Source organism: Caloramator sp. ALD01 (genome assembly GCF_000472625.1).
Taxonomy (GTDB): Bacteria; Bacillota; Clostridia; order Clostridiales; family Caloramatoraceae; genus Thermobrachium; species Thermobrachium proteoclasticum.
In genome coordinates, this window is sequence record NZ_AXAA01000001.1 from 65,410 (window position 1) to 79,381 (window position 13,972).

Below are 13,972 nucleotides of genomic sequence, written 5' to 3' on the forward strand. Positions count from 1 at the left end.
GGAAAGGGGATAAACTAATGAAGGTATTAGTAATCAACTGTGGAAGTTCATCTTTAAAGTATCAATTAATTAATATGGAAAATGAAAAGGTAATGGCAAAGGGCCTTGTTGAAAGAATAGGTATAGAAGGCTCACAACTTAAGCATCAACCAGAAGGAATGGATAAAATTGTTGTTGAAAAGCCAATGAAGGATCATAAGGATGCTATTAAGGTAGTTCTTGATGCTCTTTTAGATGAAAACTATGGTGTAATTAAAGATATGAATGAAATTTCAGCTGTAGGTCATAGAGTAGTTCATGGTGGTGAAAAATATTCAGGATCAGTTCTAATTACAGAGGATGTTATGAAGGTTCTTGAAGAATGTACACACCTTGCACCATTACATAACCCACCAAACATTATAGGAATTAATGCATGTAAGGATTTAATGCCACAAACTCCAATGGTTGCTGTTTTTGATACTGCATTCCATCAAACAATGCCAAAGCATGCATATATGTATGCACTACCATATGAATTATATGAAAAGCATGGAATAAGAAGATATGGATTCCATGGAACATCCCACAAGTATGTATCAAAGGTTGCAGCAGAACAAGTAGGTAAGGATATTAAGGACTTAAAGATAATTACTTGTCACTTAGGAAATGGTGCAAGCGTTGCGGCAATAGATGGTGGAAAATCAGTTGATACAAGTATGGGATTCACTCCACTTGAAGGTCTTGCTATGGGAACAAGATGTGGAGATATTGACCCAGCTATAGTAACTTTCCTACAAAAGGAAGAAAATTTAAGCTATGAAGAAGTAAATAATATAATGAATAAAAAATCAGGTGTACTTGGAATTTCAGGTGTAAGCAGTGACTTTAGAGATATTGAAAACGCAGCTTTTGATGGAAATGAAAGAGCTCAATTAGCACTTGATGTATTCCACTATAAAGTAAAAAAATATATAGGTGCTTATACTGCTGCTATGGGTGGACTTGATGTATTAGTATTTACAGCTGGACTTGGTGAAAATTCACCAGAAACAAGATTTGAAGTATGCAAGAATATGGAATATCTTGGAATTAAAGTTGATGCAGAAAAGAATAAGGTAAGAGGAAAGATACAAGAAATTTCAACAGAAGATTCAAGGGTTAAGGTGTTTGTAATACCAACTAACGAAGAATTAATGATAGCTCGTGATACTGTTGAAATAGTAAGAGGATTATAATAAAATTATGGGAAGAAAAATAAACATATTTTTCTTCCCATATCATAATTTAAGCCTTGACTTTTCAAAATACAGCTTATATAATTAATTGTGGCACTTTGATTGAGGTGAGTTTATGAAGATTGATGTACAGGATTTACTTACAGGTAAATCTGAAAGTAAAATAGTTAGTGAAGATTTCAATCTAAAAACATTGGATTTTAATAACAATGAGTATTCATTTGAAGGGCCTATACATATAGAAGGTACTTTAAATAAAAATGAGGATGGTATTGTTTTTAAAGGTAACATTTTTGCTAAGGTTAAAACTGTTTGCTCAAGGTGCCTTGATGAAGTGGTTAAGGATTTAAATATTGATTTTGAAGAAGAGTTTAACAAGTCACAGGATGAATTAGGTTATACAATCAATGACAACAAAATTGATATAACAAAATTAATAGAGGATAATATATTTCTAAATGTACCTTTAAAAACTCTTTGTAGTGAATCCTGTAAAGGATTGTGCCCAGTTTGTGGCACAAATTTAAATAAATCAACTTGTAGTTGTGATACACAAATTATTGATCCACGACTAGAAAAATTAAAAAATTTTTTTAACCGAGATTAAGGAGGTGTAACTATGGGTAATCCAGCCAGAAGACATTCAAAGTCAAGAAGAGATATGAGAAGAGCACAAACTTGGAAATTAGCTATGCCAGGAATGGTTGAGTGCCCACAATGCCATGAAATGAAACTTGCACATAGAGTGTGTGGAAATTGTGGTTACTACAAAAATAGAGTAGTTGTTGAGAAATAAGAAAGTCTCTTGTAGACTTTCTTTTTTTATATAAAAAATTTGTTCCAAATAAAATTATTTCATTGCTTTATTATTAGACTATGTTAAAATAAAAATTTTAGTAATTTTTACAACTATCTTGAATTAATTTGAAAAAATAGTATACTAAAAATTAACAAAGTAAGGAGGGATACAATGAGAGTTGTAATAGATGCAATGGGTGGAGATAATGCTCCACAGGAGATAGTAAAGGGTGCAGTTGAAGCTGCAAAGGAATTTAATTTAGATATTATTTTAGTAGGTAGAGAAGAGGAAGTAAAAAATGAAATAAAAAAGTATGATACTACTGGATTAAATATTGAAATTGTTAATGCTACAGATATTATTGAGAATAACGAATCACCAACTATGGCTATAAGAAGGAAAAAAGATTCATCATTAGTTATTGCCTTTAAATTATTAAAGGAAGGAAAAGCTGACGCACTTATATCTGCTGGAAGTACAGGTGCTATTTTAGCAGGAGGTATATTCCTATTAGGAAGGATAAAAGGAATCGATAGAGCTGCTTTGACTCCGGTATTGCCAGGTAAAAATGGCCCATTTGTAATTGTTGATGCTGGAGCAAACGCAGATTGTAAACCTAACAATTTACTACAATTTGCTATGATGGGAGAAGTGTATGTAAATAAGGTTTTGGGAATTAATACTCCAAAGATAGCACTTGCAAATATAGGTTCAGAGGAAGAAAAGGGTAATGAATTGACAAAACAAAGCTTTGAACTTATAAAAAATAGAATAAATGGATTTGTAGGTAATATAGAAGGAAGAGATATACCAAATGGCGATGTTCAAGTTGTTGTGTGCGATGGATTTACAGGAAATATGATTTTAAAGGTATATGAAGGAGTAGCAGGTACCATATTTGAAATTTTGAAAAAGGAAATAATGTCAACTTTAAGAAGTAAGATAGGAGGACTTCTTTTAAAACCTGTATTTAAAAATTTTAAAAGGAAATTTGACTATACAGAATATGGAGGGGCGATACTGCTTGGTGTTGATGGTCTGGTTATAAAGGCCCATGGAAGCTCAAATGCAAAGGCCTTTAAAAACGCAATAAGACAGGCAAAAGCAGCCTATGATGGCGGAATACTTGATGATATAAAGGAAGAGTTACTTAAGATAAATATTGAATAAGAAATATAATCTATTCATAATATAAATAAGAAATAATAATTTATGTTGACTCTTTACATTATATGTAATATTATATAGTTGAGTTTGAAGGGAGGTGAACTTATGATATTTGAAAGAGTTAAGGAAAGAATTTCAGAAGTTTTAGGAATAGATCCTGACGATATAACAATGGAATCATCATTTATGGATGATTTAGGTGCTGATTCATTAGATGTTGTTGAATTAATAATGGCTCTTGAAGATGAGTTTGACTTAGAAATTCCAGATGAAGAGGCAGAAAAAATTCAAACTGTTGGAGATGTTGTTGAGTACATAAAGGAAAATACAGATTTTTAACATAGTCCCGATTTATTCGGGGCTTTTAACATATTTCATAAGTTAATTTTATTAATATAAAGTTAACTTATGAAATGTGACAAAAAACCATTAGGGGGCTTTATATGGATAAAATAAGAAAGAAACAGTTAAAGCATTTGGAAGAAATAATTGATGTGGATTTTGAAAATATAGGTTTATTAGATATTGCACTAACGCATAGTTCATATGCAAATCAGTTTAATTTAGGATATAATTCCCATAACGAGAGATTGGAATTTTTAGGTGATTCAGTTTTAAGTTTAATAGTAAGTGAATATCTATTTAAAAAGTTTAAAAATAAGCACGAAGGTAAATTAACAAGGATTAGAGCAGCAGTTGTTTGTGAGTCCTCTTTGGCAGAGATAGCAAGAAGATTAAAGTTTAATGAATATTTAAGGATAGGAAAAGGTGAAGAACTTACTGGAGGGAGAGAAAAGGATTCTCTCCTTGCGGATTGCTGTGAAGCAGTAATAGCTGCAATATATCTTGATAGGGGATATGAAAAGGCTAAGAAGTTTGTTATTAAGAATTTAGAGGAAAAAATTGAACTATTCAGCAATGATATAAACTACAATGATTATAAATCTAAACTACAGGAGTATGTTCAAAGAGATATAAATAAAAAAATTGTGTATAGGGTAGCAAATGAATATGGACCTGATCATAATAAAACATTTGAAATTAATGTTTATCTTGATGATACTTTATATGGCAAGGGAATAGGAAAGAGTAAAAAAGAGGCAGAACAAAATGCAGCAAGGGAAGCATTGAGAACATTAGGAGTTGATTAGTAATATGAAGCATTTTATAATACCAATTTTTGTTCCACATAAGGGGTGTCCTCACGATTGTATTTTCTGTAACCAAAAAAGAATTACAGGTCAATACAATGATGTAGAGGCTGAAGATGTTTATAAGATAATTGAAGAACATCTAAAAACTATAGATAGAAATAATTCACATATTGAGATTTCTTTTTTTGGAGGAAGTTTTACAGGGATAGAAATAGAAAAACAGAAGGAATTTTTAAGTATAGCCAAGGAGTATGTAGATAAAGGATTAGTTGATGAGATTAGATTATCTACAAGACCAGATTATATAGATAGGGAAATACTTGACTATCTTAAAAAATATGGTGTGAAGAATATAGAGCTTGGTGCACAATCAATGGATGATGATGTATTAATGAAACAGTGTAGAGGGCATAGTAGTGAAGATGTTGTTAATGCCTCAAAATTAATAAAAGAATATGGCTTTAAATTAGGTCTCCAAATGATGGTGGGGCTTTATGGAGATTCCTTTGAAAAGGATATATATACTGCAAAAAAATTTATTGAATTAAAACCTGATTTTGTTAGAATTTATCCAACGCTTGTAGTTAAGGATACCTATTTAGAGGTATTATATAAAAAAGGTATATACAAACCTTTAGAATTAATGGATGCCGTATATATATGTAAGGAACTTTACAAACTATTTTATAAAAACAATATTTATATAATGAAAATAGGTCTACAGGTTTCAGAGGATTTTACTCTTGGTAAAAATGTAGTGGCTGGTCCTTTTCATCCAGCCTTTAGAGAGCTTGTTGAATCAAGTTTATTAAATGATATGATTTTATATTATATTAATATGTATTTCAAAGAATCAAAATCAATAGACTTGATTGTTAATCAGAAAACGCTATCAAAAATATATTCAGATAAGAAAAGATTTTTTAACGACATTCTACAACAAATTTCCGACAAAAAGGTCAAGGTACACCAATCTACTGATTTAGATCTATTTGAAATATGCTTAAGAAACGAAGAAAAATGTTATAAAATGTCGTTATTTGATTATATTAACTCGATTATATAAAGAAGGAAAAAACTCCTTTATATAGAATATATAATAGGAGAGTGATAATTATAGTCTATATGAAGGAGGAGTTATATATGGAAGTATTAAAGGTATCAGCTCAATCACAACCAAAAGCTGTAGCAGGAGCTTTAGCTGCAACTTTAAGAGAAAGAGCATCAGCAGAAATACAAGCTATAGGTGCAGGTGCAGTAAATCAAGCAATAAAGGCTATTGCAATAACAAGAGGTTTTGTAGCACCAAATGGCATTGACTTGGTTGTTATCCCAGCATTTTCAGAAGTTGAAATAGATGGGGAAGAAAGAACAGCAATCAAATTTATTGTGGAACCAAGATAATTAAAATTAATATAATGATTATAAGCAAGTGCCATAAATAGTAGAAGTGTTTAATTCTTTTACTTATTTATGGCACTTTGTTTTCAACTTAGCTTGACACCTGTTTAATTATATAATTAAAATAAATATGTTAGATTTTTTATGGGACACCAGAACATAAATGCATTTTTATTTTTTTACAATTAGAGAGGGTGTTTAGATTGTATTTAAAACGAATTGAAGTTAAGGGTTTTAAGTCATTTGCAGATAAAATTGAACTTGATTTTAATGGAGGAATTACTGCAATAGTAGGTCCAAATGGTAGTGGTAAAAGTAATATATCTGATGCTATAAGATGGGTTTTAGGGGAACAGAGTGCTAAAACTTTAAGAGGAGCAAAGATGGAGGATGTTATTTTTGCAGGAACAGAGACAAGAAAACCATTGGGCTGTGCAGAGGTTTCTTTAACAATCGATAATTCTGATGGAATTGTTCCAATTGAATATACAGAAATAACTGTTACAAGAAGACTTTACCGTTCTGGGGAAAGTGAATATTTAATTAATAATACACCCTGTAGATTAAGGGATATTCAAGAGATTTTTATGGATACAGGGATAGGTAAGGATGGATATTCTTTAATCGGACAAGGAAGAGTAGATGAAATTTTAAGTACGCGTTCAGAAGATAGAAGAAATTTATTTGAAGAAGCTGCAGGTATAGTAAAATACAAGACAAGAAAGTTAGAGGCAGAAAGAAAGCTTGAAAATACAAGACAAAATCTATTAAGAATTGATGATATCATTTCGGAATTAGAATCACAGATTGAACCATTAAGGGAACAATCCGAGGTTGCTAAAAAATATTTATCATTTAAAGAAGAATTGAAGGAATTAGAAATAAACTTAATATTAAACAATTATAATGAGGCAAGAGAAAAATATAAAAAACTTACAGTAGATTCGGATGAAATAAACCAAACCAAGGAACAGGAAGAAAAAAGAAAGCAAATTTTAAAGGAAGAAGTAGTTTCTTTAAAGCAAAACCTTATTGAAATAGAAAAGGAATTAGAAAGAGTTTCAACAGAAAGATTGGAGCTTGAAAAGAATCAAGAAAATAAGCAGGGTGAAATTAAGGTATTAAATGAGAGATATGCAAACTTTATAAATGAAATAGATAGATTAAAGAATGAAATTGAGAATAACAAAGAATATATTTTAGAGGTAGAATCAAGTATACAAAACTTAGGATTAGATAATAATGAGGTATTAGATGAGATACAATTAATTAAGAATGAGATAGATAAAATTGAAAAGGAATATAATAGTTTAAACCAAAAATATATCACAATAGAGTCTGATATAGATGAGAAGAAATCAAATTTGCTTCAGCTTCTTAATGATATATCTCAAGAAAAAAATAAAATTAGTTCCTATGAAATAACATTACAAAATTTTGATAGACGTAAAGAACAAATAAATTATATAAGAAGTCAAAAGGAAGAAGAGTTAGAAAAAGTTAAAAAGGAAAAAGAAGAAAATGATAATAATTATAATAATTTAAGTGAAAAAAGGAAAAATAAAACCGACTTATTTAATTCAGTTCTTCAACAGATTAGCTTTTTAGAACAGGAAGGAAAGAGATTACAATCAGAAAAAAATAATCTTATTTCAGATATAAGGTCAAAAGAGGCAAGATGTAATGCTTTAGTTTCTATGGAAAATGAATTAGAGGGATTTAATAAAGCTACAAAATACATTTTGACTAATTATAAAGAAAATTTTGGTGTTTTAGGGGCAGTATCAGATATTATAAAAGTTCCAAAAGGGTATGAAGTTGCAGTTGAAATTGCACTTGGTGCTGCTATTCAAAATATTGTTGTTAAAAATGAGAGTGTAGCAATACAGCTTATAGATGTTCTTAAAAAAAATAATATAGGAAGGGTTACCTTCTATCCATTAAATACTGTTAAATATAAACCATATATCATAGACCAAAAGATAAAACAAATGTCTGGATATTTAGGACTTGCTAATGAGATTGTAAGTTTTGATGAAGTGTATAAAAATGTAGTTGGAAATATTTTAGGCAGGGTACTTATTTGTGATAATTTAGAAAATGCTAAAAATATAGCAAAGGAAATAGATTATGCTCTAAGGATAGTTACATTAGAGGGAGATGTTATAAATGCTGGTGGAAGCTTTACTGGTGGTAGTGTAGCTAAAAGCCACGGTATTTTTTCAAGAAAAAATGAGATTGAAGAATTAAATGCAGATATAAAGATACTAAAGGAAACAGCTCTAAAATATGATAAAAATATCGCTTTAAATAGTGAAAAGATCAACGATTATTTTATTAAAAAGAATGAGATAGAGCAGGAAATAAAATCAATTGAAAAGGAAATACAGATATTAGTTGGAAAACAGCTATTTTATGAAAAACAAATTGAAGATATAAATAAAAATATAAAGGATATTGAAGTAGAATTAGAACATATTGAAATAGAAACACAAAATGTCAAGAAAAAGCTTGAGGAAAGAGAACAGCAATTGAAGGTTTTAGAGGAAAAACAAGCTTCAATTCAAGAATATGTTGAGAATACTCAAAGAGATATAAAGGATTTACAGGTTAAAAAGGATGTTCTTTATAAGGAACTAACAGATAAAAGAATATTATATGCAGAAAAAAATAAAATTTTAGAGGGAATAAGTGAAAGAAGAAAGCAGTTAGAAAAGGAAAAAAATAATTATGAAAATAGGATTAAAAATTATGAATTAGAAATAGAAAATTTAAATATAAAGATAGAACAGACTAAAGAAAATATAAGAAAAAATTTAATAGAATTACAAAAGTATGCAGAAGATATTATAAAAGTTAAGGAAGAATATTATTTATTTGAGGGAAAGAAGAGAGAATTTACAGATATAATACAGAGCAAAGAAAAGGATATTGTAGAAATAGAAGAGAGTATTGCATCAATTATAAATTCTATTCATAAACTTGATATTATGAAAAATAAGCTTGAAAATGAGATTGAGGTTTTAACAAATAAACTTTGGGAAGAGTATGAATTATCAATTCCTCAGGCAGTAAAGTATAAAAAGGAAATTAAAAATGTAGGGGAAATATCAAAAAGAGTAAATGAGCTTAAAGCGAATATAAGATCTCTTGGAGATGTAAATGTAAATTCAATTGAAGAATATAAAAGAGTTGTTGAAAGATATTCTTTCTTAAAACAACAAAGGGAAGATTTGATTAATGCTGAAAAATCCTTGGTTGGAGTAATAAATGAAATGGTTCAAAAGATGACAGAACAATTTAAATATAATTTTAGAATTATAAGGGAAAACTTTAACTTAACCTTCAAGGAATTGTTTGGTGGAGGTTATGCAGATTTAAGGCTTGATGGAGAGGACGTGCTAAATTCAGGAATAGAAATTATAGTTCAACCTCCAGGTAAAAAACTTCAAACATTATCACTACTATCTGGTGGAGAAAGGGGTCTTGCTGCGATAGCACTTATTTTTGCAATATTAAAGATGAAGCCGACGCCATTTTGTGTTCTTGACGAAATAGAAGCGGCATTAGATGATGCCAATGTAAATAGATTTGCTGATTTCTTAAAGGACTATTCAACAAGGACACAATTTATTATAATAACTCATAGAAAGGGTTCAATGGCAGCGGCAGATACTCTTTATGGTGTTACAATGGAGGAAAAGGGAGTATCAAAGGTTGTCTCATTAAAGTTAGAGGGAGGAAAATAATATGTCTTGGTTTGAAAAACTAAAACAAGGACTTACAAAAACGAGAAATGTAATAAACGATAAGGTAGATGCACTATTGTCCTTTACAAAGACAATAGATGAGGAATTATATGAAGAATTAGAGGAGATATTAATAACATCAGATGTTGGTGTTAGCACTACAACAAAGATAATAGAGATGATGAGAAAAAAGGTTAAGGAAAATCGTATAGATGATCCTTCGAAGGTAAAAGAACTTTTAAAGGAAATAATTGCAGATATTTTAGACAATGAAAAACATTCAGTTATTCCAAAATCAACTCCTGCTGTGTATATAGTTGTTGGTGTAAATGGAGTTGGAAAAACAACTTCAATTGGTAAAATGTCACACTACTTAAAACAAAAAGGGTATAAAGTTATGCTTGCAGCAGCAGATACATTTAGAGCAGCTGCTATAGATCAACTTGAAGTGTGGGCTAAAAGAAGTGGAGTTGATATTATAAAGCATCAAGAGGGTGCTGATCCAGCAGCAGTTGTCTTTGATGCCATTCAAGCAGCAAAGGCGAGAGGAGTAGATATATTAATTTGTGATACTGCTGGTAGACTTCATAATAAGAAGAATTTAATGGAGGAGCTTAGAAAAATAAATAGGATAGTAGAAAGAGAATACGAAAATGCCTACAAAAAAACCTTCCTTGTGCTTGATGCTACAACAGGCCAAAATGCATTAAATCAAGCAAAGGAGTTTATGAATGTGGCAAATGTTAATGGACTAATTTTAACCAAATTAGATGGAACAGCAAAGGGTGGAGTTGTAATATCAATTGCCAATGAGCTAAATATTCCTGTTTCAATGATAGGTGTAGGAGAGGGAATTGAGGATCTACAGGAGTTTGATCCAAAAGAATTTGCAGATGCTTTGTTTTGATGTTAAGTAAAAATACTTGACACATTCAATATATTTTGTTATTATCATTTAGGGATGTGCTGATATGGATAGATTAAGTTATATTATTCTTTTGTTAGATTTTTATAGAAATCTGTTAACTGAAAAACAACGAGATATAATGTCAAGGCATTTTGAAGAGGATATGTCCCTTGCTGAGATTGCTGAGGAATATGGCATTTCAAGGCAGGCAGTACATGATATAATAAAAAGAAGTGAAAAGGCACTGTTAGATTACGAAGAAGAATTAGGTTTGGTTGACAGGTTTTTGAAACAAAAACAGGAGCTTATTAAAATAAAAAATCTTTTGAGTAAATATCAAGAATATGATGACATAAAAAAATCACTGGATATATTAAACAAGCTTTTAGATATTTGATTAGGAGGTCATCTTATGGCTTTTGAAGGGCTTACGTCTAAGCTTCAAGAAACATTTAAAAAATTAAGGGGTAAGGGTAAATTAACTGAAAAGGACGTAAAGGATGCAATGCGTGAAGTTAAATTAGCCCTTCTTGAAGCTGATGTTAACTATAAAGTTGTTAAGGATTTTATTAATAGTGTTTCTGAAAGGGCTGTTGGAGAAGAGGTAATGGAGAGTTTAACTCCAGCACAGCAGGTTATAAAAATAGTTAATGAAGAATTAATTAAATTAATGGGAAGCACAGAAAGCAAATTAAAACCAGCTAATAATCCACCTACAGTAATTATGTTGGTTGGTCTTCAAGGGGCTGGTAAGACTACAATGGCCGCAAAACTTGCACTACATTTAAAAAAGCACAATAAGAAGCCACTTCTTGTGGCAGCAGACGTATATAGACCAGCTGCTATAAAACAGCTACAAATATTAGGTAACCAAATTGATATTCCAGTCTTCAGTTTGGGTGATAAGGTAAATCCGGTGGATATAGCTAAAGCTGGTATAGAAAATGCAAAAAAGTTAGAAAGAGACTATGTTATCATAGATACTGCAGGACGTCTTCATATAGATGAAGAGCTTATGCAGGAACTTAAGAATATAAAATCTGAAGTAAAACCAAATGAAATTTTGTTGGTAGTCGATGCTATGACAGGACAGGATGCTGTAAATGTAGCAGAACACTTTAATAGTAATCTTGATCTAACTGGTGTTATACTAACAAAGTTAGATGGGGATACAAGAGGTGGAGCTGCTATATCAGTAAAGGCAGTTACAAATACACCAATAAAGTTTGTAGGAACTGGAGAAAAACTAAATGATTTTGAAGTATTTCATCCAGACAGAATGGCCTCAAGAATCCTTGGAATGGGAGATATATTGAGCCTAATTGAAAAAGCTCAAGAGGCTATTGATGAAAAGAAGGCTGCAGAACTTGAAAAGAAGATATTAAGTCAAGAATTTACACTTGAAGATTTCCTTGATCAAATGCAGCAAATGAAAAAGATGGGTCCATTGAAGGATTTAGTTAAAATGATTCCTGGTGTAGATGTATCAAAGTTAGGTGATATGGAAGTAAATGAAAAGGAATTATTACATGCAGAAGCAATTATTAAATCAATGACCAAGGAAGAGAGAAGGAATCCTTCAATTATAAATGCAAGTAGAAAGAAGAGAATAGCAAAGGGATCAGGAACAACAATTCAAGAAGTAAATAAGTTACTAAATGGATTTGAACAGGCAAGAAAGATGATGAAACAATTTGGAGATATGCAAAAAAATATGAAAAAAGGGAAATTTAAATTTCCTTTCTTTAAATAAATTATGACAACGTGCTTTGTAAGGAGGTGAAAATAATGGCAGTAAAGATAAGATTAAGAAGAATGGGTGCTAAGAAGGCTCCTTTCTACAGAATAGTTGTTGCTGATTCAAGATCACCAAGAGATGGTAGATTCATTGAAGAAATAGGATACTACAATCCAATTGCTGAGCCAGCTGATATAAAGATTGATGTAGAAAATGCAAAGAAGTGGTTAGCAAATGGAGCTCAACCATCAGATACTGTTAAGCGTCTATTTAAAAAAGCTGGTGTTATAGAATAATGGAGGTGGATTACCATGAAGGAATTGGTTGAGGTAATCGCCAAGTCACTTGTTGACAATCCTGATGAAGTTCAGGTAAAAGAAATATCTGGTGAGCAATCAGTTATTATAGAATTAAAGGTTGCTCCAGAGGATATGGGTAAAGTTATAGGTAAGCAAGGAAGAATTGCAAAGGCTATAAGAACTGTAGTTAAGGCCGCTGCAATTAAGGAAAATAAAAGAGTTATAGTTGAAATAATATAATAAAAAGAGTTAGGATTACCTAACTCTTTTTAACATAAAAGGGTGGTAATATTATGAAAAATTATTTAAAGGTTGGTCAGATAATAAATACGCACGGAGTGAAGGGAGAAGTTAAGGTTTATCCTTTAACAGATGATGTTAAAAGGTTTAATAAGTTAAAGTTCGTGTTTATAAAGGATAAGGATGCATATACAAAGGTTAATGTTGAGGGAGTAAAATATTTTAAAAATCTTGTGATTTTGAAATTAGAAGGTATAAATAATATGACAGAGGCTGAAAAATATAAGAAGGTATATTTATATGTAGATAGGGAAAATGCAGTTAAGCTTGAAGAGGATGCTTATTTTATTGCAGACTTAATAGGTCTTGATGTTTATACTTTAGAAGGAGAGTATTTAGGAAAAATAACAGATGTTTTTAGTACAGGTAGCAATGATGTGTATGAAATAAAAAACGATGATAATAGCCTACTTATACCAGCAATTAAGGATGTTATTAAGCAAGTTGATTTAAATAATTCTATTATGAAAATTAATTTATTAGAGGGATTAAGATGAAATTTGATGTATTAACTTTATTTCCTGAGATGTTTGAAGCATTAAACCACAGTATATTAAAAAAAGCACAGGAAAATGGTATTATTGAAATTAACCCTATAAATATAAGGGATTTTTCTAATAACAAGCACAAAAAAGTTGATGATTACCCATATGGTGGCGGTGCAGGTATGGTTATGCAGGCAGAGCCTATATTTAATGCAGTTGACTATATAATAAATAGGTATGGAAAAAAACCATATACAATAATGATGTCACCAAGGGGTAAAAGGTTTGAACAAAGTGATGCTAAAAGATTTTTACAAAAGGAACATATTGTAATTTTATGTGGTCATTATGAGGGAATTGATGAAAGAGTTTTAAGTATTGTAGACGAAGAAATTTCAATAGGAGATTTTGTGTTAACTGGTGGAGAAATAGCAAGTATGGCAATAATCGATTGTATAAGTAGGTTAGTTCCAGGAGTTTTACCTAAGGAAGAAAGTTATCAGGATGAGTCCTTTTATGATGGTCTATTAGAATATCCTCAGTATACAAGACCGGAAGTTTTTAGAGGTATGAAGGTACCAGATGTACTGTTGTCTGGTCATCACGAAAAAATTAGAAGGTGGAGAAAATATCAATCATTAAAAATAACATATGAGAGAAGACCCGATTTGTTAAATAAAAAGAAATTAACCAAAGAAGAACAGGATATGTTAGATGAAATAATAAAGTCAAAAGAAGAGTAAAGAGTCAAAAATA

16 protein-coding genes are annotated in these 13,972 nt (G+C 30.6%); all 16 read left to right on the forward strand.

Going from position 1 to position 13,972, the window contains the following annotated elements:
- Positions 1 to 17 precede the first annotated feature (17 nt).
- The 16 genes from A3M9_RS0100365 to trmD all read left to right on the forward strand — a co-directional run bounded on the left by A3M9_RS0100365 (position 18) and on the right by trmD (position 13,959).
- On the forward strand, positions 18 to 1,217 hold the full coding sequence (locus A3M9_RS0100365) for an acetate/propionate family kinase (RefSeq protein ID WP_027307435.1): 1,200 nt from the start codon (positions 18 to 20) through the stop codon (positions 1,215 to 1,217).
- A 115-nt stretch (positions 1,218 to 1,332) separates the two neighbouring features.
- Entirely contained in the window at positions 1,333 to 1,824 is a 492-nt protein-coding gene (locus A3M9_RS0100370) for a DUF177 domain-containing protein (protein ID WP_027307436.1), read from the forward strand.
- Between the two features lie 12 nt (positions 1,825 to 1,836).
- Positions 1,837 to 2,013 (forward strand): 50S ribosomal protein L32, encoded by a 177-nt coding sequence (rpmF, locus tag A3M9_RS0100375; RefSeq protein WP_027307437.1) that lies wholly within the window; start codon positions 1,837 to 1,839, stop codon positions 2,011 to 2,013.
- Positions 2,014 to 2,187: 174 nt separating this feature from the next.
- On the forward strand, positions 2,188 to 3,186 hold the full coding sequence (gene plsX, locus A3M9_RS0100380) for a phosphate acyltransferase PlsX (protein ID WP_027307438.1): 999 nt from the start codon (positions 2,188 to 2,190) through the stop codon (positions 3,184 to 3,186).
- 102 nt (positions 3,187 to 3,288) lie between these two features.
- Positions 3,289 to 3,522 carry an acyl carrier protein gene (acpP, locus tag A3M9_RS0100385; protein WP_027307439.1) on the forward strand — a complete coding sequence of 78 codons (234 nt, stop codon included), beginning with the start codon at positions 3,289 to 3,291 and terminating at the stop codon, positions 3,520 to 3,522.
- Positions 3,523 to 3,626: 104 nt separating this feature from the next.
- A complete protein-coding gene (rnc, locus tag A3M9_RS0100390; RefSeq protein WP_035165588.1) occupies positions 3,627 to 4,334 on the forward strand; it encodes a ribonuclease III in 708 nt (235 codons plus the stop codon).
- A 4-nt stretch (positions 4,335 to 4,338) separates the two neighbouring features.
- Positions 4,339 to 5,403, forward strand: coding sequence for an elongator complex protein 3 (locus tag A3M9_RS0100395; RefSeq protein WP_035165589.1), 1,065 nt, complete (start codon positions 4,339 to 4,341; stop codon positions 5,401 to 5,403).
- A 77-nt stretch (positions 5,404 to 5,480) separates the two neighbouring features.
- Positions 5,481 to 5,741 (forward strand): stage V sporulation protein S, encoded by a 261-nt coding sequence (locus A3M9_RS0100400; protein WP_027307442.1) that lies wholly within the window; start codon positions 5,481 to 5,483, stop codon positions 5,739 to 5,741.
- A gap of 200 nt (positions 5,742 to 5,941) precedes the next feature.
- Positions 5,942 to 9,487, forward strand: a complete 3,546-nt coding sequence (smc, locus tag A3M9_RS0100405; protein ID WP_027307443.1) for a chromosome segregation protein SMC — start codon at positions 5,942 to 5,944, stop codon at positions 9,485 to 9,487.
- 1 nt (position 9,488) lies between these two features.
- Complete coding sequence (gene ftsY, locus A3M9_RS0100410) at positions 9,489 to 10,394, forward strand: signal recognition particle-docking protein FtsY (RefSeq protein WP_027307444.1); 906 nt, start codon at positions 9,489 to 9,491, stop codon at positions 10,392 to 10,394.
- Between the two features lie 64 nt (positions 10,395 to 10,458).
- On the forward strand, positions 10,459 to 10,791 hold the full coding sequence (ylxM, locus tag A3M9_RS0100415) for a YlxM family DNA-binding protein (RefSeq protein ID WP_027307445.1): 333 nt from the start codon (positions 10,459 to 10,461) through the stop codon (positions 10,789 to 10,791).
- A gap of 15 nt (positions 10,792 to 10,806) precedes the next feature.
- Entirely contained in the window at positions 10,807 to 12,147 is a 1,341-nt protein-coding gene (gene ffh / locus A3M9_RS0100420; protein ID WP_027307446.1) for a signal recognition particle protein, read from the forward strand.
- 35 nt (positions 12,148 to 12,182) lie between these two features.
- Complete coding sequence (gene rpsP / locus A3M9_RS0100425) at positions 12,183 to 12,428, forward strand: 30S ribosomal protein S16 (protein ID WP_027307447.1); 246 nt, start codon at positions 12,183 to 12,185, stop codon at positions 12,426 to 12,428.
- Between the two features lie 15 nt (positions 12,429 to 12,443).
- Entirely contained in the window at positions 12,444 to 12,671 is a 228-nt protein-coding gene (locus A3M9_RS0100430) for a KH domain-containing protein (RefSeq protein ID WP_027307448.1), read from the forward strand.
- A 53-nt stretch (positions 12,672 to 12,724) separates the two neighbouring features.
- Positions 12,725 to 13,228: a ribosome maturation factor RimM gene (gene rimM / locus A3M9_RS0100435; RefSeq protein ID WP_027307449.1), complete on the forward strand. Its 504-nt coding sequence runs from the start codon at positions 12,725 to 12,727 to the stop codon at positions 13,226 to 13,228.
- Positions 13,225 to 13,959 (forward strand): tRNA (guanosine(37)-N1)-methyltransferase TrmD, encoded by a 735-nt coding sequence (trmD, locus tag A3M9_RS0100440; RefSeq protein WP_027307450.1) that lies wholly within the window; start codon positions 13,225 to 13,227, stop codon positions 13,957 to 13,959. The genes rimM and trmD overlap by 4 nt, the downstream gene beginning before the upstream one ends.
- Positions 13,960 to 13,972 lie beyond the last annotated feature (13 nt).

Bases quoted from the DNA above. Each gene is read 5' to 3' on its own strand.
- A3M9_RS0100365 (WP_027307435.1), top strand. From the start codon at position 18: ATGAAGGTATTAGTAATCAACTGTGGAAGTTCATCTTTAAAGTATCAA.
- A3M9_RS0100370 (WP_027307436.1), top strand. From the start codon at position 1,333: ATGAAGATTGATGTACAGGATTTACTTACAGGTAAATCTGAAAGTAAA.
- rpmF (WP_027307437.1), top strand. From the start codon at position 1,837: ATGGGTAATCCAGCCAGAAGACATTCAAAGTCAAGAAGAGATATGAGA.
- plsX (WP_027307438.1), top strand. From the start codon at position 2,188: ATGAGAGTTGTAATAGATGCAATGGGTGGAGATAATGCTCCACAGGAG.
- acpP (WP_027307439.1), top strand. From the start codon at position 3,289: ATGATATTTGAAAGAGTTAAGGAAAGAATTTCAGAAGTTTTAGGAATA.
- rnc (WP_035165588.1), top strand. From the start codon at position 3,627: ATGGATAAAATAAGAAAGAAACAGTTAAAGCATTTGGAAGAAATAATT.
- A3M9_RS0100395 (WP_035165589.1), top strand. From the start codon at position 4,339: ATGAAGCATTTTATAATACCAATTTTTGTTCCACATAAGGGGTGTCCT.
- A3M9_RS0100400 (WP_027307442.1), top strand. From the start codon at position 5,481: ATGGAAGTATTAAAGGTATCAGCTCAATCACAACCAAAAGCTGTAGCA.
- ftsY (WP_027307444.1), top strand. From the start codon at position 9,489: ATGTCTTGGTTTGAAAAACTAAAACAAGGACTTACAAAAACGAGAAAT.
- ylxM (WP_027307445.1), top strand. From the start codon at position 10,459: ATGGATAGATTAAGTTATATTATTCTTTTGTTAGATTTTTATAGAAAT.
- ffh (WP_027307446.1), top strand. From the start codon at position 10,807: ATGGCTTTTGAAGGGCTTACGTCTAAGCTTCAAGAAACATTTAAAAAA.
- rpsP (WP_027307447.1), top strand. From the start codon at position 12,183: ATGGCAGTAAAGATAAGATTAAGAAGAATGGGTGCTAAGAAGGCTCCT.
- A3M9_RS0100430 (WP_027307448.1), top strand. From the start codon at position 12,444: ATGAAGGAATTGGTTGAGGTAATCGCCAAGTCACTTGTTGACAATCCT.
- rimM (WP_027307449.1), top strand. From the start codon at position 12,725: ATGAAAAATTATTTAAAGGTTGGTCAGATAATAAATACGCACGGAGTG.
- trmD (WP_027307450.1), top strand. From the start codon at position 13,225: ATGAAATTTGATGTATTAACTTTATTTCCTGAGATGTTTGAAGCATTA.